At 65.5% G+C, this 21330-nt stretch carries 16 protein-coding genes; 6 read left to right on the top strand and 10 right to left on the bottom strand.

Features of this window, described 5'->3' with window-relative positions; translation table 11 throughout:
* Nucleotides 1-177: 177 nt before the first annotated feature.
* Nucleotides 178-1578, bottom strand: a complete 1401-nt coding sequence (locus FQS62_RS16980) for a serine hydrolase domain-containing protein (RefSeq protein WP_208043345.1) — start codon at nucleotides 1576-1578, stop codon at nucleotides 178-180.
* A gap of 324 nt (nucleotides 1579-1902) precedes the next feature.
* Between FQS62_RS16980 and FQS62_RS16975 the strand changes: the two genes are divergently transcribed.
* Both FQS62_RS16975 and FQS62_RS16970 read left to right on the top strand, forming a co-directional pair.
* Nucleotides 1903-3192, top strand: coding sequence for an NTP/NDP exchange transporter (locus FQS62_RS16975; protein WP_208043346.1), 1290 nt, complete (start codon nucleotides 1903-1905; stop codon nucleotides 3190-3192).
* Between the two features lie 75 nt (nucleotides 3193-3267).
* Nucleotides 3268-3618, top strand: coding sequence for a DUF1304 domain-containing protein (locus FQS62_RS16970; RefSeq protein ID WP_208043344.1), 351 nt, complete (start codon nucleotides 3268-3270; stop codon nucleotides 3616-3618).
* A gap of 508 nt (nucleotides 3619-4126) precedes the next feature.
* Here the strand turns inward: FQS62_RS16970 and FQS62_RS16965 are convergent.
* The 3 genes from FQS62_RS16965 to FQS62_RS16955 all read right to left on the bottom strand — a co-directional run bounded on the left by FQS62_RS16965 (nucleotide 4127) and on the right by FQS62_RS16955 (nucleotide 8061).
* On the bottom strand, nucleotides 4127-4594 hold the full coding sequence (locus tag FQS62_RS16965) for a hotdog fold domain-containing protein (RefSeq protein WP_088479645.1): 468 nt from the start codon (nucleotides 4592-4594) through the stop codon (nucleotides 4127-4129).
* 75 nt (nucleotides 4595-4669) lie between these two features.
* Nucleotides 4670-7147: an acyl-CoA dehydrogenase gene (locus FQS62_RS16960; protein WP_088479644.1), complete on the bottom strand. Its 2478-nt coding sequence runs from the start codon at nucleotides 7145-7147 to the stop codon at nucleotides 4670-4672.
* Complete coding sequence (locus FQS62_RS16955; protein WP_049445385.1) at nucleotides 7144-8061, bottom strand: alpha/beta fold hydrolase; 918 nt, start codon at nucleotides 8059-8061, stop codon at nucleotides 7144-7146. Before FQS62_RS16955 ends, FQS62_RS16960 begins: the two co-directional genes overlap by 4 nt.
* 141 nt (nucleotides 8062-8202) lie before the next feature.
* On the opposite strand from FQS62_RS16955, the gene FQS62_RS16950 reads away from it, so the two are divergent.
* The gene (locus FQS62_RS16950) at nucleotides 8203-8805 is read left to right on the top strand and encodes a TetR/AcrR family transcriptional regulator (RefSeq protein WP_006464233.1); all 603 of its coding nucleotides are present in this window, start codon (nucleotides 8203-8205) and stop codon (nucleotides 8803-8805) included.
* 137 nt (nucleotides 8806-8942) lie between these two features.
* Here the strand turns inward: FQS62_RS16950 and FQS62_RS16945 are convergent, their stop codons facing one another.
* The 3 genes from FQS62_RS16945 to FQS62_RS16935 form a co-directional block, all read right to left on the bottom strand.
* Nucleotides 8943-11696: a TonB-dependent receptor plug domain-containing protein gene (locus tag FQS62_RS16945; RefSeq protein ID WP_049445382.1), complete on the bottom strand. Its 2754-nt coding sequence runs from the start codon at nucleotides 11694-11696 to the stop codon at nucleotides 8943-8945.
* 383 nt (nucleotides 11697-12079) lie between these two features.
* Nucleotides 12080-12895, bottom strand: a complete 816-nt coding sequence (locus tag FQS62_RS16940) for an XOO1806 family protein (protein ID WP_170935765.1) — start codon at nucleotides 12893-12895, stop codon at nucleotides 12080-12082.
* Between the two features lie 149 nt (nucleotides 12896-13044).
* Nucleotides 13045-13938, bottom strand: a complete 894-nt coding sequence (locus tag FQS62_RS16935; protein WP_208043057.1) for an Hsp33 family molecular chaperone HslO — start codon at nucleotides 13936-13938, stop codon at nucleotides 13045-13047.
* Between the two features lie 77 nt (nucleotides 13939-14015).
* Between FQS62_RS16935 and mtgA the strand changes: the two genes are divergently transcribed.
* The 3 genes from mtgA to FQS62_RS16920 are packed head-to-tail and all read left to right on the top strand — an operon-like array spanning nucleotide 14016 to nucleotide 16223.
* Nucleotides 14016-14765 carry a monofunctional biosynthetic peptidoglycan transglycosylase gene (gene mtgA / locus FQS62_RS16930; protein WP_049445374.1) on the top strand — a complete coding sequence of 250 codons (750 nt, stop codon included), beginning with the start codon at nucleotides 14016-14018 and terminating at the stop codon, nucleotides 14763-14765.
* 47 nt (nucleotides 14766-14812) lie between these two features.
* Nucleotides 14813-15832: a glycosyltransferase family 2 protein gene (locus FQS62_RS16925; RefSeq protein WP_049445371.1), complete on the top strand. Its 1020-nt coding sequence runs from the start codon at nucleotides 14813-14815 to the stop codon at nucleotides 15830-15832.
* Nucleotides 15792-16223, top strand: coding sequence for a CBS domain-containing protein (locus FQS62_RS16920; protein ID WP_049445369.1), 432 nt, complete (start codon nucleotides 15792-15794; stop codon nucleotides 16221-16223). Before FQS62_RS16925 ends, FQS62_RS16920 begins: the two co-directional genes overlap by 41 nt.
* 570 nt (nucleotides 16224-16793) lie before the next feature.
* Here the strand turns inward: FQS62_RS16920 and FQS62_RS16915 are convergent.
* From FQS62_RS16915 to FQS62_RS16905, 3 genes are all read right to left on the bottom strand, one after another.
* Nucleotides 16794-18767 (bottom strand): AsmA family protein, encoded by a 1974-nt coding sequence (locus FQS62_RS16915; RefSeq protein ID WP_208043056.1) that lies wholly within the window; start codon nucleotides 18765-18767, stop codon nucleotides 16794-16796.
* An 83-nt stretch (nucleotides 18768-18850) separates the two neighbouring features.
* On the bottom strand, nucleotides 18851-19489 hold the full coding sequence (locus tag FQS62_RS16910) for a PAQR family membrane homeostasis protein TrhA (RefSeq protein WP_049447597.1): 639 nt from the start codon (nucleotides 19487-19489) through the stop codon (nucleotides 18851-18853).
* Between the two features lie 212 nt (nucleotides 19490-19701).
* Nucleotides 19702-21306 carry a peptide chain release factor 3 gene (locus FQS62_RS16905; protein WP_014038155.1) on the bottom strand — a complete coding sequence of 535 codons (1605 nt, stop codon included), beginning with the start codon at nucleotides 21304-21306 and terminating at the stop codon, nucleotides 19702-19704.
* Nucleotides 21307-21330 lie beyond the last annotated feature (24 nt).

Here is a 21330-nt window from a genome sequence, read left to right as displayed (position 1 = left end):
AGGCGAGCCATTTGTAGAGGCGAGCCATGCTCGACTGCTTTTCGCCACGATTCCGCTCAGCCGCGCATGGCTCGGCTCTACAGGCCCAGCGGAGTCGAGCATGGCTCGACTCTACAAGAGCCAATAAAAAGGGCGACCCTCAGCCCGCCCCTCCCATCCACGGTCGAGCCCGCCAGATCAGCGCGGCGAGGCCACCGCACGGTTGCTCGAAGCACCCTTGCCCTTGCGCTTGTCCTGCTGCGCCGGGCTGGCGCCCTCGGCCATCAGGTTGTCGCTGCCGAAGTCGGTGTCAACGTCCAGCCAGCGCTGCGCCGGCAAGCCAAGTGCGGCATCGAGCACGGTCGGCAGCAGGCCGCTGGGAAGGCCGCTTTCGCCGTTCCACATGATGGCGATGCCGAGGTCGCGTTCCGGCACCAGTGCGACCAGGCCGCGGTAGCCCTGCACGGCGCCGGCATGGAACACGACGTCGTGGCCGGCGTAGTCGAAGGTGCGCCAGCCCAGTGCGTAGCCGGCCGAGTGCAGGCGCTCGCGGCGCCAGCCCGAACGCATCTCCCCGGGGGTGTTGATCAGGCTCGAATGCAGGGTGGCCAGCAACGGGGCCGGCAGCACGTCGGGGCGATGGCCGGTGTGGGCCAGCAGCCACTGCGCCATGTCGCTGGCGCTGGCGTTGACGCCGGCCGCCGGAGCAACGCGGTAGTAGGTCGGCTTCGGCGTCAGCGAGACCCAGCCATTGCGGCTGCGCACGTGCGGACGTGCCCAGCGCGAACTGGCCTGGATGCCGGCCAGGCCGAGGCTGGCATCGTTCATGCCCAGCGGCTTGAAGATGCGGCGCTCGACCGACTGCTCGTAGAAGCTGCCGGAGGCGGCATAGACGACGTCGCCGATCAGGCTGAAGGCCACGTTCTGGTAGGCGTAGCAGTCGCCCGGCAGGCACTTCAGGCTGGTGTTGGCCAGCTTCTGGGTAAGTGCGTAGTACTCGGCGTTGCCTTCGATGTCGCGGTCGTAGGCGTTGTACGGCAGGCCGACGCGATGGCTGAGCACGTCGGCCACGGTCAGGCGGTCGGTGGCTTCCGGCGAGTTCAGGCGGAAACCCGGCACATAGTCGGTGACCTTGCTGTCCCAGCGCAGGGTGCCGTCGTTGACCAGCAGGCCGGCCATGGTGCCGGCGAACGCCTTGGACAGTGACGCCAGGCGGAACACGGTGTGGGCATCGACCGGCAGCGGGTTGTTGACGTCGGTAACGCCATAGCCACGCGCGCTGAGCACGCGGCCACCCTGCACGATGGCCACGGCCATGCCCGGCACGCGCTCGCCATAGGTGAGCTGCTGCGCCATTGATTCGATGTTGGCGACGTTGAAGCCAGCCGCCGGGGCCTGCACCTGCGGCACCAGGCCGGTGCGGTAGGCGGCTGGCTGGGTGTGGGCGACGGTGGGAGCCGTAGCGGATTCGATGTTGGTCGGCATCGGCGGCAATGCCGGCGGTGTCTGCGCGGTGGTGGACAAGGCAACGGGCATCAACATGCCCAGCAAACCGGTGGCCGCCGAACGGATCGGACGACGCAGGCTGTTCTTTTTCATCGGTTGGACCCGTGCGCGACTGCTGATGGCGATTCTAGCGCCGCTTTTCCCTTGTGCACAAACAAAGCGAAGATGAATGCGCATCTCGTTGAAAAAGTTGGAATTTTGACGCTCTCAAGGCGTGTATCGGAACGTGTCATCCGGACTCCTCATGACACTGCGTTGCAGCCTTCAAACGGCCTCCTGCTGGCGATGTTGCAGTGCATTGGCTAACGTACGCGCTTCACCGCCCCCGGAGCCTGCCATGCCGCTGTCCAACCGCCGTCTTCTGGCGAGGGACGCCGCGTGAGTGCGGTGCAGGGCAGGGGGCCGCTGCGGGGCCTGATGGTGGCGCTGCGCGAGTCGCCGGCGTTGTGGTGGTCGTTCCTGTATTTCTTCTGCCTGCTCAGCGGCTACTACGTGCTGCGCCCGGTGCGGGAGGCGATGGCCGCCTCGGCCGACCTGGAAACGGTGTTCCCGCCGATGCTCATTGCCTGGTTCGCCAGCCATGGCATCGCGCTCAAGGACTTCGTGCTGCAGTTCCTGTTCTCCTGCGTGTTCGTGATCATGCTGGTGCTGCAGCCGGTGTACGGCTGGCTGGTCAGCCGCTTCCCGCGGCGGGTGTTCCTGCCGGCGGTGTACGGGTTCTTCATCGTCACCTTGCTGGGTTTCTACATACTGTTCGACAGCGGTGTGCCGGGCCGCGGCATGGCGTTCTTTTTCTGGATCACCGTCTTCAACCTGTTCGCGGTGGCGGTGTTCTGGAGCTTCATGGCCGATGTGTTTTCCAACGCGCAGGCACGTACCTTCTACGGTTACATCGGCGCGGCCGGCACCATCGGTGCTTTTCTCGGTCCGATCATCACCGGTGCGCTGGTACAGCGCGTGGGCATCGCCAACCTGATGCTGGTTTCGGCCGGATTCCTCGCCATCTGCCTGTTGAGCATCTGGCGGCTACGGCACTGGGCGGTGCTGCGCGAGCATGAGCAGCAGCTGGTGTCCGGCGAACAGCCAATGGGCGGCAGCGTGCTGGACGGTCTGAAACTGATCGCGCGTGAGCCGTTGCTGCGCTGGCTGGCGATCATGGTGGTGTTCGGTGTGGGCGTGGGCACCCTGCTGTACAACCAGCAGGCCAGCATCGTGCGTGCGACGTTCAACGATGCAGGCGCCGCCACGGCCTTCTTCTCGCGCATCGACCTGGCGGTGAACGCGCTGGCGCTGTTGATGCAGCTGGGCCTGACCCGCTGGCTGCTGTCGCGCCACGGCATCGCACCGGCCCTGTTGATCCCTGGATTTGCGATCCTGATCGGCTTCTCGGTGCTTGCCGCTTCACCCATGCCGTTGATGGTGGCAGTGGTGCAGGTGATGACCCGGGCCAGCGAGTTCGCATTGGCCAAGCCGGCGCGCGAGACCATCTACACGCGCGTGGACCGGCAGTGGCGCTACAAGGCCGGCGCAGCGATCGACACGGTGGTGTACCGCGGCGCGGACCTGAGCTTTGCGTGGGTGCACAAGGGCTTGTCGCTGTTTGGTTCACACGTGGTGTTCATCGGCGGCGTGGTGGTTGCCGCGTGCATGACCGCCGCCGCATTCGGTGTGCTGCGCGAAGAAAAGAAGCTGCCGCGCGACCGCTGATTTTCCGGGGTCAGATCCCTTTCCCATGGGGAAGGGATCTGATCCGATTCTTCTTCCCTGTCCAAGGAACCGCCCATGTACTGGATCGCACTCGCCCTGACCTTGCTGGTCGCACTGCTTCACGTGTACTTCCTGGTGCTGGAGATGTTCCTGTGGACCCGCCCGCTGGGCCTGAAGACGTTCCGCAACACGCCGGAGAAGGCCGAGACCACCCGCGTTCTGGCGGCCAACCAGGGCCTCTACAACGGCTTCCTGGCGGCGGGCATCGGGGTGGGTCTGGTGATCGACCAGCCGGTGCTGGTGACCTTCTCGTTGGCCTGTGTGGTGGTGGCGGGGTGCTATGGCGCGTACAGCGTGAGCCGGCGCATTTTCATGATCCAGGCGGTGCCGGCGATCCTGGCGTTGGTGTTTCGCGCGCTGGCGTAGTTTCCAGCCAACGGCGCAGGCCCTCGTGGGTTGGCCACGTAAAGCTTGTCATGGGGTTGGCCGGGCGGGTTGGGTCCGCAGGGGACGCCGCAAGTACGTCCTTGTAGGCTTGGCCGCGGCATCCATGCCGCGGACACCCCCGCGAACCCAACCGCCCGGCCTCTGATGGTTTCCGTGCGCGGCCAGCCCACGGAGAAGAAAAAGAAGATCAAGAGCAACAGCGGTTCGCTGCGCTCGTGGGCTCCGCGCGTATGAAAAAAGCGGCCGAAGGGCCGCTTTTGCTTTTGCTTGCTCCTGCTCTTCTTTCTTCTCTTGCGTGGGTGGACGCCACAGAGATCTGTCAGAGGCCGGAGGGGTGGGGCCGGGCGGGGTATCCGCGCCATGGATGGCGCGGCTAAGCCTACACGGACGTACTTGCGGCGTCCCCGCCCGGCCCCACCCCTCCGGCCCAGCCGATAAACCGCGTTTCGCGACGCACCCACGAGGGGCTGCGCCGTTCGCGGGAACACTACTTCGCCGGCGACATCCACATGTCGATCACCGCGCTGAACACCTCCGTCCCCGCGCGGTCGCGCACGCTCACCGTCACCGGCAGCGCATAGCCCTCGGCCGCGACCACGATCGGCTGCGCCGGCAGCGCCACCGCCTGCAGCGTGCCACGCGCCTTGGCCAGGTACTGCACCTGCATCCCCTTTGGAATCCAGCGCATTCCCTTCGGCAGTGATGCATCGACCATCAGCCCGGCGGTCAGTTCGGCCAGGTTGCACATCGCGATCGCGTGCACCGTACCGATGTGGTTGCGCACCTTGCGGCGGTCGGCCAGCGTGCCTTCGCAGCGGCCGTGTTCCAGGCGGGTGATGCGTGGCGCGATGCTGGCGAAGTAGGGCGCCTTGAAGCACACCGCGCGTGAGAACAGCCAGGTGCCGGCAGGCCAGCGCTGCAGGCGGTTGTAGAGCGAGAGCAGGGGCGTGGACATGAGGAGGATTCCGGTCGGCGGACAAAGCGACGGCGGGCCGAGGCCCGCCGTCGAGGCAACGCGTGTCGCGGGCGATCAGGCCGCCTGCGAATGCGGGTCCTTGTGCTGGCGGTCGTAGTAGCTGGCCGCGCGCAGTTCGTGGGTGTCGAAGTCGTCCACGGTGATGGTATCCAGCGTCAGCGTACGCAGCTCTTCCAGCAGGCTGCGCTCGTCCTGGGTAATCACGCCTTCGGCCACGGCTTCGTCCAGCTGGCTGTTGAAGTCCAGCGCTTCAATGCCCTTGCTCTTCAGTGCCTTCAGGAACTTGCGCTCCACCGGCTCGGCCATGATCGCCTTGCTCAGGTAGCTGTTGATGCGGCCACCCGGGTTGTTCTCGCACGGGGTCAGGAATACGCCGCTGGCCAGACGGTCGCGGGCTTCATTCGGCGCCATCAGCAGGGCGGCGACGCGGCGGCTCAGGCGGTCGCCCGGGGCCTCGGCACGACGGCCCAGCGGGAAGATCAGCGCCCACATCAGCCAGCCGATCGGGCGGATCGGGAAGTTGCGCAGTGCGGCCGACAGCGACTCTTCGATCTTGTGCACGCTGTCATGGAAGGCCCACGCCAGCAGCGGCTGGTCGGCCTGCGGTGCGCCTTCGTCGTGGTAGCGCTTGAGCATGGCGCTGGTCATGTAGACATGGCTCAGCACGTCGCCCAGGCGGCCGGACAGCGATTCCTTGAACTTCAGCTTGCCGCCGAGGGTCATCATCGAGATGTCGGCCATCAGCGCCAGGTTGGCCGAGTAACGGTCCAGCTTGCGGAAGTAGCGGCGGGTATAGGCGTCGCCCGGGGCGGCACCGAAGCGCGCACCGGTCAGGCCGAACCAGAACGAACGCACGGCATTGGAGATGCCGTAGCGGATGTGGCCGAACAGGCTGCGGTCGAAGTCCTGCAGGCCGGCACGGGTGTCCGGATCCTGCGCGGCCTTCATTTCCTTCAGCACCCACGGGTGGCAGAGGATCGCACCCTGGCCGAAGATCAGCAGGCTGCGGGTCATGATGTTGGCGCCTTCCACGGTGATCGCGATCGGTGCAGCCTGCCAGCTACGACCGGCGAAGTTGCGCGGGCCCAGGATGATGCCCTTGCCGCCGATCACGTCCATCATGTCCGAGATCACTTCACGGCTCATGTTGGTGCAGTGGTACTTGGCAATGGCGGACGGCACCGACGGCACGTCACCGCGGTCCACCGCAGCAGCGGTGGCCTGCGAAAGTGCGCTGATCTTGTAGGCCTTGCCACCGATGCGGGCCAGCGCTTCCTCCACGCCTTCGAAGCGGCCGACCGACAGGCCGAACTGCTTGCGGATGCGTGCATAGGCACCGGTCACGGCGGCACCGGCCTTGGCACCGCCACTGGCGGTGGACGGCAGGGTGATCGAGCGGCCCACGGCCAGGCATTCGTTGAGCATGTTCCAGCCCTTGCCGGCCATGGCCGCGCCACCGATCAGCTGGGTCAGCGGAATGAACACGTCCTTGCCGCGGATCGGACCGTTCTGGAAGGTCGAGTTCAGCGGGAAGTGGCGACGGCCGATTTCAACACCGGCGGTGTCGCGCGGCAGCAGGCCCAGGGTGATGCCGATGTCGCGGGTATCGCCGATCAGGCCATCCGGGTCGTACATGCGGAAGGCCAGGCCGATCAGTGAAGCGACCGGGGCCAGGGTGATGTAGCGCTTGTCGAAGGTCAGCTTGACGCCGAGCACCTGCTCGCCGTTCCACTCGCCCTTGCAGACGATGCCGTAGTCCGGAATGGAGGTGGCGTCGGAACCGGCGAACGGACCGGTCAGGCCGAAGCAGGGCACTTCGCGGCCATCGGCCAGGCGCGGCAGGTACTGGTCCTTCTGTTCCTGGGTGCCGTAATGCACCAGCAGTTCACCCGGGCCCAGCGAGTTGGGCACGCCGACGGTCGAGCTGACCACCGAGGACACCGAGGCCAGCTTCTGGATCACCTTGTGGTGGGCCAGCGCGGAGAAGCCCAGGCCGCCATATTCCTTCGGGATGATCATGCCGAAGAACTTGTTCTTCTTGATGAAGGCCCACAGTTCCGGCGGCAGATCCGCATGGACGTGGGTGATTTCCCAGTCGTTGACCATCGTGCACAGCTCTTCGACCGGGCCATCGAGGAAGGCCTGTTCTTCGGCGGTCAGCTGCGGCTTGGGGTAGTTGAGCAGGATGTTCCAGTCCGGATCACCGGTGAACAGTTCGCCCTCGAAGCCAACCGACCCGGTTTCCAGCGCGATGCGCTCGGTCTGCGACAGCGGCGGCAGCACCTTGCGGAACACCTTCATCATCGGGCCGGTCAGCAGCGGCTTGCGGATGAACGGCAGCAGCAGCGGCACGGCGATGACGGCCAACACAGCGGCCGCAACGATCGTGGCGGTCTGGTTGACGTAGGGAATGAACCAGCAGGCGGCAAGCAGGGCCACACTGATCAGCGTCCAGGTAAACAGCCGCATGCGGTGGTAGGCGACGAACGCGCCTGCCAGCAGCAGGGCGAGGAAGGGAAGAACGATGCTCATGAGCGTGCTCCGGTGACGTGCTCGTTTGTGGCGGACGAAGCTGCAGCATCCGCTGCGGGCAACACGTCCAGATAGTCCAACACAGTAGCGGTAAAGGCGTCGTTGTCATCGCCGGCGACCATGTGCGTGGCCTGCGGCAGCTGTACATGGCGCGCGTGCGGCGCCAACGCCAGGAATTCGGCCACGGTCTGTGGCGTGACCAGGTCGCTGCGGCCGCCGCTGACCAGCAGCAGCGGGCACTTCACCTGGCGTGCGGCCTCGGCCAGCGCATCCTGGTGCTGCTCGCTGTCGCGGGCCAGTTCGGCCACCAGGCGCGGGTCCCAGTGCCAACGCCAGCGGCCGTGGCCGTCCTCGCGCAGCAGTGCGCGCAGCGACTGCTCGGATTTGCGCGGACGGTGCGGCATGTAGGCCGAGATCACATCGGCGGCCTGGGTCAGCGAGGCGAAGCCGTCAGGATGGGCGGTCATGAAGGCCAGGATGCGTTCGACACCGGCGGTATCCCAGCGCGGGGTGATGTCGACCAGCACCATTGCCGAGAACAGGCCAGGCCAGCGCGATTCGGCCAGCAGGCCGAACAGGCCGCCCATCGAGGCCGCGACCAGCACCGGCGGGCGCGGTTGCTCGCCGGCCAGTACGATCAGGTCATCGGCGAACTGTTCGCCGTGATATGGCAGGTCGGCGGCATTCCAGTCCGAGTCGCCGTGGCCGCGCGCGTCGTAGGCCAGGGTCTGCAGACCCGCCGCGGACAACGCGCGGGCGGTGGCGATCCAGGCATGACGGGTCTGGCCGAAGCCATGCGCGAAAAGCACCCGGCCGCGCCGGCCATGGTCGCTGGCGGTCGCTGCAAGGCGCGCGCCATGGGCCGCCTCCAGGCGCAGATCATGGAACGCAGCGGGAGTAGGGGACGTAACCATACTTGCTAGTATGGATCGCTTGGGTGGGAAGTCAATACTGCATCGTATGGTGCAGTGCGACAGGCCTGCAGGAGAGCCCTTTGACGGTTTCGCCCGCAACGGCGTACTGCAACGAACCCCGGCGTATGGTTAAATCAGCCCATGAATCAACCTGACGCTTCCGCCGGCGAACCGCGCGCCGGCCGCAACAGCCGCCTGAGTGCCGAAGACTGGGCCCAGGCGGCCCTCGACCTGATTGCTGAACAAGGCGTAGGCGCCGTTGCGGTGGAACCGCTGGCGCGGCGACTCGGCGTGACCAAGGGCAGTTTCTATTGGCATTTCCCCTCGCGTGACGCCTTGCTGCAGGCCGCACTGGAACGCTGGGAACTGTTCGAACAGGAACAGGTGTTCGGCAGTCTGGAAGACGTACCGGACCCGCGTGTGCGGCTGCGCCAGCTGTTCCAGATGGTGGCGCATGAAGTGCAGCCGCACATCATCTACAGCGAGCTGCTGAAGGCGCTGGACCACCCGATGGTGCGCCCGGTGATCGATCGGGTGTCGCAGCGCCGCCTCGACTATCTGATCGCCTCGTTCCGCCAGGCCGGGCTCAGCTCGACCGATGCGCGCCACCGTGCACGCCTCGCCTACGCCGCCTACGTCGGCTTCCTGCAGTTGTCGCTGCAGTTGCAGCAACCCAAGCAGGCGCGCGAGGATTTCGAGGCCTACGTCGAGCACCTGATCGAGACGCTGATTCCGAACGGTTGAGCGTTGTTGCTGCGTTGAGTACAGAAAGGCCGCGGCAATGCCGCGGCCTTTTCCGTTGGTGCTGCTGCAGCCTGGAAGGCACAAAAAACAACGGCCCCTTGCGGGGCCGTTGCTGCGTCAGCCGATCAGTGGATCGATCAGAACTTCTGCTTGTACTGCATGTACATGTAGCGGCCCGGCAGGTCGTACTGCGGGTCGAACATGTTGGCACGGACCGAGTAGGACACCGGCGGATCCTTGTCGAACGCGTTGTTCAGACCCAGCATGATGGTGCCCTTCCACGGGGTGTTGTAGCGGACCTGGATATCGTGGTAGGTGGTCGACGCGATGTGGTTCTCGCCCTTCGCACCGTCGGAGCAGAACGGGAAGGTCTCCGGATCCTGGGCCGGATCGAACGGGCACTCTTCACGCATGCCGGACTTGTAGCGCAGGCCCCAGTTCACACCGAAATCACCGTAGCTCCAATCCACATACAGGTTGGAGCGGATGCGCCAGTACGGATCCTGGTCGCGGTAACGGCCCTGACGGCCTTCAACCGGCGAGTCCTGGGTCGACTTGGTGTCCCACTTGGACAGATAGGTGCTGTCCCAGCTGATGGTGAACTGACCGAACGAGGTCTCCGGCAGGCGGTAGGCCAGGCCCAGATCCCAGCCTTCCACCTTGTACGATGCCAGGTTCTGCAGCGGCATGTTGACGTTGGTGATGGTGTAGCGCTGGTTGACGGTGCCGTAGTTCGGATCACGCGTGATCAGGCCGCAGTAGGCTGCCTGCTGCTGCGGGGTGCCGCCGTAGCAGTAGCTCATGATGTCCTGGATCGCCGGACGGGTGATGGCGTCTTCCACCTTGATCTGCCACCAGTCCAGAGTGACGTTCAGGCCGGTGACGAAGCTCGGGCTCCACACCAGGCCCAGCGTCTTGCTGGTCGAGGTTTCGGGCTTCAGGTTCGGGTTGGCCTGCCAGGTGAACGGCACAACCGTCTGCTTGCGGCCTGCACCGGCGCCCGGCTGAACGAAGTTGGCCGGCACGCCTTGTGCGGCACACTGGGCGGCAACCGCGCCGGTACGGAGGCCAGCGTTGGACGAGCAGGGATCGATGTAGGTCTCGAAGGAGTCTGTATCGCCGCGATACAGGTTGTTGATGCTCGGCGCGCGGAAGCCCTCGGAGTAGTTACCGCGGATCATCAGGTCGTCGATCGGCTTCCAGCGGAAGCCGAACTTGTTGTTGGTGGTGTTGCCGAAGTTGCTGTAGTCGGAGTAGCGCGATGCCACGCTGAAGTCCAGCAGCTTGGCGCCCGGCAGGTCCGCCAGCACCGGGATCGACAGTTCCACGAAGAACTCGTTCAGATCGTAGCCGCCCTTGGTCGGTGCCGCACCGTTGCCGGTGCTCAGACCCGAGGCAATGAAGGCGTCCGGATCAAACTGACCGGTTTCCTTGCGGTACTCGTAACCGGCAGCGAAGCCCAGCGCACCGGCCGGCAGCTGCACGATCTCACCGGAGATGTTGGCGTAGTAGCCCTTCGACACCAGGCTCGCCGAATCGTGTGCGGTGAACGAGGTGTAGTCCAGAGCTTCCTGCGAGATGGAGCCCAGTCCACCCAGCGGATTGATCGGCACACAGCCGGCAATGACGGCGCCCGCCGAATTCAAGCAGACCGGCTTGCCGTCGCGCAGAGCCGACGGGCCATAGGCCTCGGCCAGACGCTGCCTGTTGAACAGGCCGTAGGTCAGGTCGTTCTGGTCGGTCTTGTCGTAACGATAGCCAACGTCCCAGTCGAAGTTGCGATCGGCAAATTCGAAGAAGCCTTCGAAGCCACCGTAGAAGTGCCAGTTCTTGACGTTCTGGTTGAACGAACGACCACCGGATTCATTGAAGCGACGATTGACGCCCGTCAGGTCGACGCCATACGGGTTGTACATGCTGCCCGCGCTCAGACGCTGGCCGGTCACCGGCATGGATGCCAACAGCTGCTCGGACTTGCGCTCGTTGTACATCGCCTCGGTACGGAAGGTGATGTTGTCAGTCACGTTGTACGAACCCAGCACGAACAGCGAGGTGCGCTCGTTCGGGGTCAGCAGGTAGTTGTCCGGTGCAGTGTTGTAGCCGTGGACGTTGGCATCGAACGGGGTTTCAACGCCATTGATGATGACGTACTGGTTGCCGTTGCGCACATAGCTGCCCGGGATGCCGGTTGCGCTCTGGCCACTGAAGAACGGCGGGCCACCGGCGGAGATCTTGCGATCGCCGGCCATCACGGACTTTTCGTTGACGTAGGACGCGCCGACGGTGATCGAGGCGCGGTCGGTCACGGTGCCCAGGGTGAAGTCATATGCTTCACGCTGGCCGTCGCCGGCGCTGTACTGACCCTTGTAGGCGTTGACTTCAGCACCGTCGAAGTTCTGCTTGGTGATGATGTTCACCACGCCGGCGATGGCGTCCGAACCGTAGATGGTCGAGGCGCCGTCCTTCAGGATGTCGATGCGCTCGATCATCGCAGTCGGAATGGTGTTCAGGTCGACGCTGCCGTCCAGACCAGTGGTCCAGCGGCGGCCGTTGACCAGCACCAGGGTGCGCTCGGCACCGAGGTTGCGCAGGCTGACGCCGGCCGAACCGTCACCGCCGTTGTTGAACGTACGGTTCAGGGCGGCACCGTTGGCGGCGACGCGCTGCAGGATGTCGGCGACCGAGGTCACGCCCTGCTTTTCGATGTCGGCGCGGGTCAGGCTGAGCACCGGCTGCGAGGTTTCGATGTCGGTGCTCTTGATGCGCGAACCGGTGACCGAGATGCGGTCAAGGTTGGTCGCTTCCTGGGCCTGGGCGGTGGCAGTGGATGCCACACCGGCAACGAGCGCGACCAGAACGGCGTCGCGCAGCTTGTTGGACTGGAAATTCATTGGCTCTCTCTCTCCAAGAAATCTTGGCTGGGTTAGTGCCCGGCGGGGGAGCGAAAAGCGCTCCCAAATCGCGAGGGCTGAACCGATAGTAGCGGGCGTTCGCCAAGAATTAAAGCTGTGTTAATCAAATCTATGATTTTGGTGAAAATTGAAATTAATTCGAAAAATCAAAGACTTGAGTTGCATTCGAGCCAGTTTCGTCTCGTTTGTTAGCGCACAGTGATGAAAAAAGTGCTCGCCGGCGTGTATCGCAGCATGTCGAACTGAACTGCACGGTATCCGACCCGCCGAAAAGCGCGATGCGTGTATCGCGATCACGCATACGCAACGGGCGCCTTTCGGCGCCCGTGAGAAGTCACTGCAGGAAGAACCGCGCGGTGGGATCAGAGATCCTGTTCGTAACGCACATATGGCACAGTGCCGTCGTCATTGCTTTCATTGCGCGGCGAGAACGGATTCTTGCCGCGGCTGATCACGTTCTCCGCGCCCACGGTGAGCTGGCCGGACCAAGGGGTACGCCAGGTCAGGCCGATTCCCAGGCCTTCCCACTTGCCAGGCTTGCCCGGTACGTCGACGACGCGACCGATGATGCTGCCGGTGAAGTTGCCGTAGCCGGCACCGATGCTCAGGCTCTTGCTGTCCCAGCGGTCGACCAGGGCCGGCGAAGCGTCGGCCAGCGGAACCAGGCGGGCCTTGGCATAGGTACCGGCGATGGAAACGAAGCCTTCGCGCCCGATGTTCTTCTGCGCGAACACGGTCAGATCATTCTGCTCGGCGCGCAATGACGGCGTCTTGTTGGGGCCTGCCAGCCATGCCGGCAGGGTTTCACGGCCGGTACCGGCAGTGATGCCCAGACGACTGTTGCCGCGGTTCAGCGCGGCGGTGCCGCTGAAGCGGCGGCTGTTGAGGTCATCTTCGTCGCCGAGGCTGGCCAGCATGCAGTGACTGGCCAGGCCGCTCATGCTGGTTCCACTGCTGCTGTTGCAGAGCAGGCCCAGCGAATCGCCCGACGACAGGCCGAAGGCGGCATCCAGCGAATTGCGGCCGAAGTGCCAGCGGGCGCCAGCCGCCTGTTCGCCGGTGGGCTCCAGGTACAGCAGGGCTTCGACCTTGCCGCTGCCCTTGTTCCACACCGGCAGCACGGTCCGGGTGTCCTTGCTCTGCGCATGCACGCCCGTGATCGCGCCAAGGGCGATCATCAGAGCCAGCGGTAGACGCAGGAAGGTACGCATCGGACCAGTTCAGACAGGGACGAACAACGGAAGTTCCCGAAGATACGGGAACTTGATCCTAGGGTGTTTATGAATTCTTAACAAGCCTTGATCCCCCCAGATGCAAGACAAGCCGTTTACTGAAGCCGCTCAGGCGCCGGTACAGTCCCCTCGGCACCGTGGAACAGTATGCCGAACTCCGTCAAAGGAAAGTGATACTCCCGCCCGCAGAATTCGCAACGGACCTCGACGGCGCCGGTGTCCGCGGCCGCGGCACGCGCCTCGTCCTCGCCCAGCGACTGCAGCATCGACGCGACCCGTTCACGGGAGCAGGAGCAGGCGAAGGACAGCGGCTTCTCGCCCATCAGCGCCGGCTTCTCCTCGTGGAACAGGCGGTGCAGCAGCTGCTCGGCCGGGGTGGCCAGCAGCTCTGCCTTGCCCAGGGTTTCGAACAATGCGCTGGCGCGCGCCCAACCATCCTCGTCGCCCTCGTCGCCCGGCAGCTTCTGCAGCAGCAGGCCGGCGGCACCGTTGCGGTCGGCCGCGAGCAGCAGGCGGGTCGGCAGCTGCTCGGACTGGCGGAAGTAATCCTCGAAGGCTTCGTCCAGCTCCGGCGCTGTCAGCGCGACCAGGCTCTGGTAGCGCTGCGGCTCGCGCGGGTCCAGGCCAGGGTTTTCGATGGTGATCGCGAGCAGGGCGTCGTCGCCCAGGCTGGACAGGTCGCGCGGCGCGTCGACGCCTTCGCTGAGCTGGGCAATACCGCGCAGGGTGCCTGCGGCGGTGCATTCAGCAAACAGGGTGCGCAGGGCGGTGCTGCTGCGCAGCTGGATCGAGAGGCGGCCATCGATCTTGGTGTGGCCGGTGAACAGCGCCGAGGCCACGCAGGCCTCGCCGAGCAGTTCGGCGGCCGTATCCGGGTACGCGGCGTGGGACAGGATTTCCTGCCAGGTGGCCTGCAGGCGCACATGGACACCACGGACGCCAGCGTCGGGGAGCAGGAAGCGGATCAGGGAATCGGAGTTGGCGGTCATCGGCTCATATCGCGCGTAAACGAGGGCGGTTGCCGGATAATGCGCCGACAACCAGACAGAAGAAGGATGCACCAGTAATGGGGGCAGGGGGAGAGCAGCACAAGGTGGAGGCCGGGGCGGACGTCCCGCGCCGCAGGCGCTGGCGCTGGAAACAGCTGCTGTGGCTGCCGGTGCTGCTGGCAGCCTTCAGCTGCCTGCAGGTGCTGGTGCTGCGGTTCATCGATCCTCCGGTGTCCACGGTCATGCTGTGGCGCTATGGCGAGGCGCTGGGCGAGGCTGACTGGTCGTATCGCCTGCATTACCAGTGGCGCGACCTGGACCAGATGGCCCCGAGCCTGCCGATCTCGCTGGTGGCGGCCGAAGACCAGCGCTTCCCCGAACACAACGGCTTCGACCTGCAGGCCATCGAAAAGGCCCGCGACCACAATGCCAAGGGCGGGCGCCTGCGTGGCGCCAGCACGATCAGCCAGCAGGTGGCCAAGAACCTGTTCCTCTGGCAGGGCCGCAGCTGGATCCGCAAGGGCCTGGAGGTCTGGTACACGGTGCTGATCGAAGCGCTGTGGCCGAAGGAGCGCATCCTTGAGGTGTACGCCAACATCGCCGAGTTCGGTGATGGCGTGTACGGGGCGCAAGCAGCGGCGCAGACGTTCTGGGGCAAGGACGCGGCGCGCTTGAGCCCGGCCGAGAGCGCGCGGCTGGCGGCGGTGCTGCCGGCACCGCGGCGCTACAACGCGGCAAAACCAGGGCCGTACGTACAGCGGCGCGCGGCGTGGATCCAGCGGCAGGCACGGCAGCTGGGCGGGGCCGCGTACCTGTCGGAAGAATGAGGGCCCACGACGCCTGATCTGCGGGCGCGGCAACGTACAATCGGGGCATGACCCGCGAACGGCTTACCTTTGTCATCGCCGCCTACAACGAGGCCCTGGCACTGCCGTTGCTGCATCCGCGGTTGTGTGCCGTGCTGGACGGCATGCCCGATATCGAAGGCCACATCCTCTATGTGGATGACGGCAGCCATGACAGCACCTGGGAGGTGATCGCCCGCCTGGCCCAGTCCGATGCGCGGGTGTCCGCGCTGAAGCTCTCGCGCAACTTCGGCAAGGAAGCCGCGCTGACCGCTGGCCTGGACCTGGTGCGCGACGGAGCGGCGATGATCCTTGACGCCGACGGCCAGGATCCGCCGGAGCTGGTACCGGAATTCGTCGCGCGCTGGCGCGAGGGCCATGACAACGTCTACGGCACGCGCATGGCCCGCGATGGTGAGGCCTGGATCAAGCGTGCCACGGCGGCGGTGTTCTACCGGGTGATGGGGCGCCTGTCGCGCACGCCGATCCCGGCCGATACCGGTGATTTCCGCCTGCTGTCGCCACGTGCGTTGAGTGCGCTGCGCGAGATGCGCGAGCGCCACCGTTTCATGAAGGGGCTTTTCAGCTGGGTCGGTTTCAAGCGGATCGCAGTGCCCTATCACCGTCACGCGCGAGTGGCCGGCACCAGCAAGTTCAGTCTGTGGCGGCTGTGGAACTTCGCGCTGGAGGGCATTACCGGCTTTTCCACCGTGCCGCTGCGGGCGGCGACCTACCTGGGACTGGCAACGGCAGCGGTGGCCTTCGTCTTCGGCGTATGGGTGATCGTGAAGGCGGCGCTGTATGGCGACCGGGTGGCGGGCTGGCCGACGATGATGGCGGTGATCCTGTTCCTGGGCGGGGTGCAGTTGATTGCGCTGGGCCTGATCGGTGAGTACCTGGGACGGCTGTACGAAGAGTCCAAGCAGCGGCCGCTGTACCTGGTTGACGCGTGGCTAGCATCCGCCGTGGCAGACTCGGCACTGCAACCCACCCTCGGAGGGCAGGCAGATGACGACGGTACGGCAACTGTTGGACGGCAAGTCTCCTGAAGTACATGCGGTCGCGCCGGAGGCGGCGGTGATCGATGCGATCCGGTTGATGGCGGAGAAGGGCATCGGTGCGGTGCTGGTGATGGACGGGCCGCGGTTGGTCGGCATCCTGTCCGAGCGCGATTACGCACGCAAGATCGTGCTGCGTGATCGTTCGTCACGCGATACGGCGGTGGCGGAGATCATGACGGCGCAGGTGGTGACGGTCTCGCCGGGCGAGCAGGTGGAGCACTGTCTGCAGTTGGTGACCGACTATCGCATCCGCCATCTGCCGGTGGTGGAGGGCGCGCAGGTGCTGGGGGTGATTTCCATCGGCGACCTGGTGAAGTCGGTGATCGATGCGCAGCGCAGGGAGCTGGACCAGCTGCAGCAGTACATCGTGGCGGGGTGAGGTGTTCGCTGGCGGGCCTGCGGCCCGCCGGCCCGCTTTTCGAAGCCAGAGCCAGAGCCAGAGCTGAGCGCAGCGCCTTCCTGATGCATGGGGAGGCGGGAGGGTGCGGCTGGGCAGGACACGCCGTAAACCCATCCATGGGGGCTCGATCGGCGCATCCATGCGCCTCACGGTCCTGCCCAGCCGCACCCTCCGCCTCTGGACACGTTCCTGCGAGCGCGGTGCGTACATGCGCGGTGCCTCGCCTTTGGTAGCTGCCAACCTTGGTTGGCAACCGCTTTTGACTTTGCCTTCTTCTTTTGATTCTGAATTTCGCTCTCGTTCCGCGCGCGCAGGAAACTGTCGGGAGGGGGACGGGTGACGCAGGCAGGACCGTTGGCGCCATGGGCCCGAGGCATGCCTCGGGCGGGTTGGGCAGGACGCCCAACCTGGTCTTGCCGTGTGCGCAGGACAGCGCACACGAGCAAGGCGCCATCGAGCCTACAGGGATGTACTTGCGGCGTGTCCTGCCTGCGTCACCCGTCCTCCTCAAGCCAACATCAATGCAGGCGCCGCGAACAACCTGTAATCCTACTTCGCATACTGCCCCCCGCAGTCGGCATCCTTGCCCGGCCCCAGTTCGATGGTCGCCAGCAATGCCGCCGGCGGCGCGATGCTGCCCAGTGCCAATGCCACGGCGCCACGAATACCCAACGCCTTGAAGTCCGGGCGGAATGACGGATCCTTGAAGGTGCCAGCGATGTGCAACGGTGAGCGCAGTACCAGGATGCTCTTGTCCTTGGGGCGCGGTTTCAGCAGCAGGTCCAGGGTCTCGTCGCGCAGGCTGACCGTGCCTTCGCCGATGAGAATCGTGTCGGTGGTGTCCACCGCCAATGCCTGGCTGGTCATCTGGCCGTCGCGCACGCCGAAGTCGGCGAAGGCGCAGCGCAGGGGAATCTGCTTGTCGCCGGTCACCAGGAATTTCAGCGACTCGGTGATGTCCAGGCCGGCCAGTTCCATCACCAGGTTGCCGACATGGCCACGGCCCATCGCCAGGCCGACCTTGCCATTGCTGCTGCCGAGCATGGCGGCGATCGAGTTGCCGCGGCCGCTCAGGTCCACTTCGCCGCCGATGCCGCCTTTGGCCTGTTCAGCCAGTTTCGCGTCCGGGAACAACTGGCCCAGCTGTACGCCGCGCACGCTGGCCTTCAGCGCGGTGCTGATCTGCGGACGACGCGCGTCCATGCGAATGGTGCTGCGGATGTCGCCACCGGCGACGCCGAAGTTCAGCGGGTCCAGCCTCAGCACGCCGTCATCCAGCAACAGGTGCGCGTCCATGTCGTCCAGCGGCAATGACGGCGCGTTGATGCGATGGGCCTTCCAGCGCACGTCGGCATCCATCGCGCGCAGCTTGCCGAGGTTGTAGGGCGTGTCGGGCAGCACGCGTGCACGGGCAGCCACCCGTGCGGCCTCGGCCTTCTGTTCTGCGTTGGCGGTTTCGCCGCCGCCGGTCTTTGGCGGGGCACCGACGAAGCCGGCCAGATCATCGAAGTCCAGCCGTTTGGATTCCAGCGTGGCCGTCAGCCGCGGCCGTGCGCCGCCCACTTCGAACTGCAGGTTGCCGCCGAGATCACTGTCGCCGACCTTGCCGGTGAACTGCTCATAGCGCCAGACGTCGTGGTCGCGCTTGAGGCGGCCGTTCAACGCATAAGGGGGCGACGGCGGAATGGCAATGCCGAGCAGCGGGTAGAGGTCGGCCAGGTCTTGGCCGCTGAGCGCGAACTGCAGATCGAACACACGCAGCTGGAAGGGATTGGTCAGCGTGCCACTGGCCACCGCGTGGGTGGCGCCTGCCCGACCATCAAGATGGATGCGGAACGGGTGGTCGCTGTCGGTCAGCTCAAGCGGTGATTCGGTGCCGCCATGCAGGGTGAATGGATTGCCCTGCCAGTGTCCCTTGCCCTGTACCAGAAGCGGTGGCGCAGCGTCGGCCTGTTTCGGCTGGCCGCTGCGCATGTCCACGCGGATATCAGTGCGGCCCAGCGCATCGAGGAACTGCAGGCGCCCATCGTCGATGCGCAGCCGTTTGAGCTGCGGACTGGTCCCGCCGGTGCTGCCACCGAGGAAATCCCAGTTGCCCGGGTCGCCCTTGCGCGGAGCGGTTTCCAGCAGCACGTCCGGCCGGGTCAGGCGCACTTCGGGCAGCTGCACGCTGCCGCGGAGCAGGGGCCAGACCCGCACGTCGATCTCGACGCGGTCGGCGCTGGCCATGTCAGGCTGCTTTGCCCAGCTTGCATTGGCGAAGGTGATCGCATCGGCGCGGATGGTACTGGTGCGGCCGAGGTCGACATCAAGGTTCCCGATGTGCAGCACACGGCCGGTGCGGGCCTGCACCGCGCGCTCCACCGGTCCCTTGAACCAGTTCCAGTCCCACAACGCGATCAGCAGCAGGATCGCTGCCAGCAGGAAGATCAGGATCGTAAGCCAGCGCCGGCCTCGTGGGCCGGGGCGGCGGAGGCGCCAGGGGGTCGTGCGCTTTGCGGCAGGGGAGGCGGCAGCATTCACGCTGCCATGGTTGCCTCCTCTTCGTGGACAGGGCGCGAAGCGTCCATGTGCATGGTGTGCACACGCGGCCCGTGCGCGGCCGTTTACAGCACCTGCATGGTGACGGCGACGAAGTGGCAGACACTGCCACCGATCACGAACAGGTGCCAGATCGCGTGCGAGTACGGGATCGATTCACGGTGGTAGAAGTAGGTGCCCAGCGTGTACGACAGGCCGCCGGCGAACAGCCAGGCGAGGGTGCCGCCGTCGATGGAGGCCCACATCGGCTTGATCGCCACCACCACCAGCCAGCCCATGGCGATGTAGATCACCGTGGAGAGCACCTTGAAGCGGCCGGTGTAGAACAGCTTGAACACCACGCCGCCCAGCGCCAGCGCCCAGATCGCGGTGAACAGGCCCCAGCCCCACGGGCCGCGCAGGCCGATCAGGGTGAACGGGGTATAGGTGCCCGCGATCAGCACATAGATCGCGCAGTGGTCGAACACCTTCAACCGGCCCTTGGCGACCGGATGCTGGATGGCGTGGTACAGGGTGGAGGCGGTGTACAGCAGCAACAGCGCGATACCGAAGACGATCGCGCTGGCCAGCTGCCAGCCGTCGCCGTAGATCGCAGCCAGGGTGATCAACACCGCGCTGGCGGCCAGGGCGAATACCGCGCCTAGACCATGGGTCAGGGCGCTGGCGATTTCTTCACGGATCGAAGCAATGGACGTCGTGGACATGGGCGTGGGCATCGGTCACGGGGTGGGGGACCCGCGTCCCCCTATCATCGCCGCGATGGGCGACATGTGCACGCCCGTCACCGTATGGTGGGTGAATCCCTGCATTGCGCCGATGAACCCATGATCGGTAGATCCACGCCATGCGTGGATGAACCGCCCGCGACGGCTGGGTCAGAGCCCTTTCCTGCGGAAAGGGATCCGACCCCTTGGCATCAGCCCACCGAAACCGTATGCGCCGCTTCGCGGGTGGCCGAGAAGCGCACATCCGGCGAGCGTTCCTGCGCCAGCTGCAGGTTGACCCGGGTCGGTGCCAGGTAGACCAGGTGTCCGGCCGCATCCAGTGCCAGGTTCAGCGCGTTCTTCTCGCGGAACTCTTCAAGCTTCTTCTCGTTGCTGCAGTGGACCCAACGCGCGGTGGTCACGCTGACCGGCTCGAAGGTGGCTTCCACGCCGTACTCGTCCTTCAGTCGGTAGGCGGCGACGTCGAACTGCAGCACGCCGACCGCACCCAGAATCAGGTCGTTGCTGGTGAGCGGGCGGAAGAACTGGGTCGCGCCTTCCTCGGACAGCTGAGCCAGGCCCTTCTGCAGCTGCTTGAGCTTGAGCGGATCACGCAGGCGTGCGCGGCGGAACAGTTCCGGGGCGAAGTTGGGGATGCCGGTGAAGGTGACCGCTTCGCCTTCGGTGAAGGTATCGCCGATGGAAATGGTGCCGTGGTTGTGGATGCCGATCACATCGCCCGGCCAGGCTTCGGCGGCGATTTCACGATCGCTGGCCATGAAGGTCAGTGCGTTGGCCAGCTTCATTTCCTTGCCGGTGCGTACGTGGAAGGTCTTCATGCCAGCGCTGAATCGGCCCGAGCAGACGCGCATGAACGCCACGCGGTCACGGTGTTGCGGGTCCATGTTGGCCTGGATCTTGAACACGAAGCCGGTCAGCTTGTTCTCTTCCGGGGCGATCTCGCGGCCGGTGGTGGAGCGTGCCTGCGGGGACGGCGCATGCTCGACGAAGAAATCCAGCAGCGGTTGCACACCGAAGTTGTTCACGCCCGAGCCGAAGAACACCGGGGTCTGCTTGCCGGCGCGGTAGGCGTCCAGGTCGAACGGATGGCTGGCGCCCTGCACCAGTTCCAGTTCGTCGCGCAGGTCGGCCAGCATCTGTGCACCGATCTTCTCGGCCAGGCCGGGGGCATCGATGGACGGGAAGATGGTCGAGTCCTGGCGGGTGAAGTTGCGGCCCGGCTCGTACAGGTGCACTTCGCCGGTCAGCAGGTGGACGACGCCCTTCAGGCGCTGGCCCATGCCGATCGGCCAGGTGACCGGCGCGCACTGGATGCCCAGCACGGTTTCCACTTCATCCAGCAGCTCGATCGGATCCTTGCCTTCGCGGTCGAGCTTGTTGATGAAGGTCATGATGGGCGTGTCGCGCAGGCGGCACACTTCCATCAGCTTGATGGTGCGCTCTTCCACGCCCTTGGCCACGTCGATCACCATCAGCGCCGAGTCCACCGCGGTCAGCACGCGGTAGGTGTCCTCGCCGAAGTCGGCGTGGCCGGGGGTGTCGAGCAGGTTGACGATCTTGCCTTCGTACGGGAACTGCATCACCGAGGAGGTGACGGAGATGCCGCGCTCCTTTTCCAGCGCCATCCAGTCGGAGGTGGCGTGGCGGGCGGCCTTGCGGCCCTTGACCGAACCGGCCATCTGGATCGCGCCTCCGAACAGCAGCAGCTTTTCGGTCAGCGTGGTCTTGCCGGCGTCAGGGTGGGAAATGATGGCGAAGGTGCGGCGACGCGACGCTTCGTTGGCGACTTCGGACATGGCAGTGGCGCCCGCCCGGGGCGC

The organism is Stenotrophomonas sp. SBJS02 (assembly GCF_020428325.2).
GTDB classification, from domain to species: domain Bacteria; phylum Pseudomonadota; class Gammaproteobacteria; order Xanthomonadales; family Xanthomonadaceae; genus Stenotrophomonas; species Stenotrophomonas africana.
Note: the sequence above shows the minus strand (reverse complement) of the source record. Positions and strands in the feature narration are given on the sequence as shown.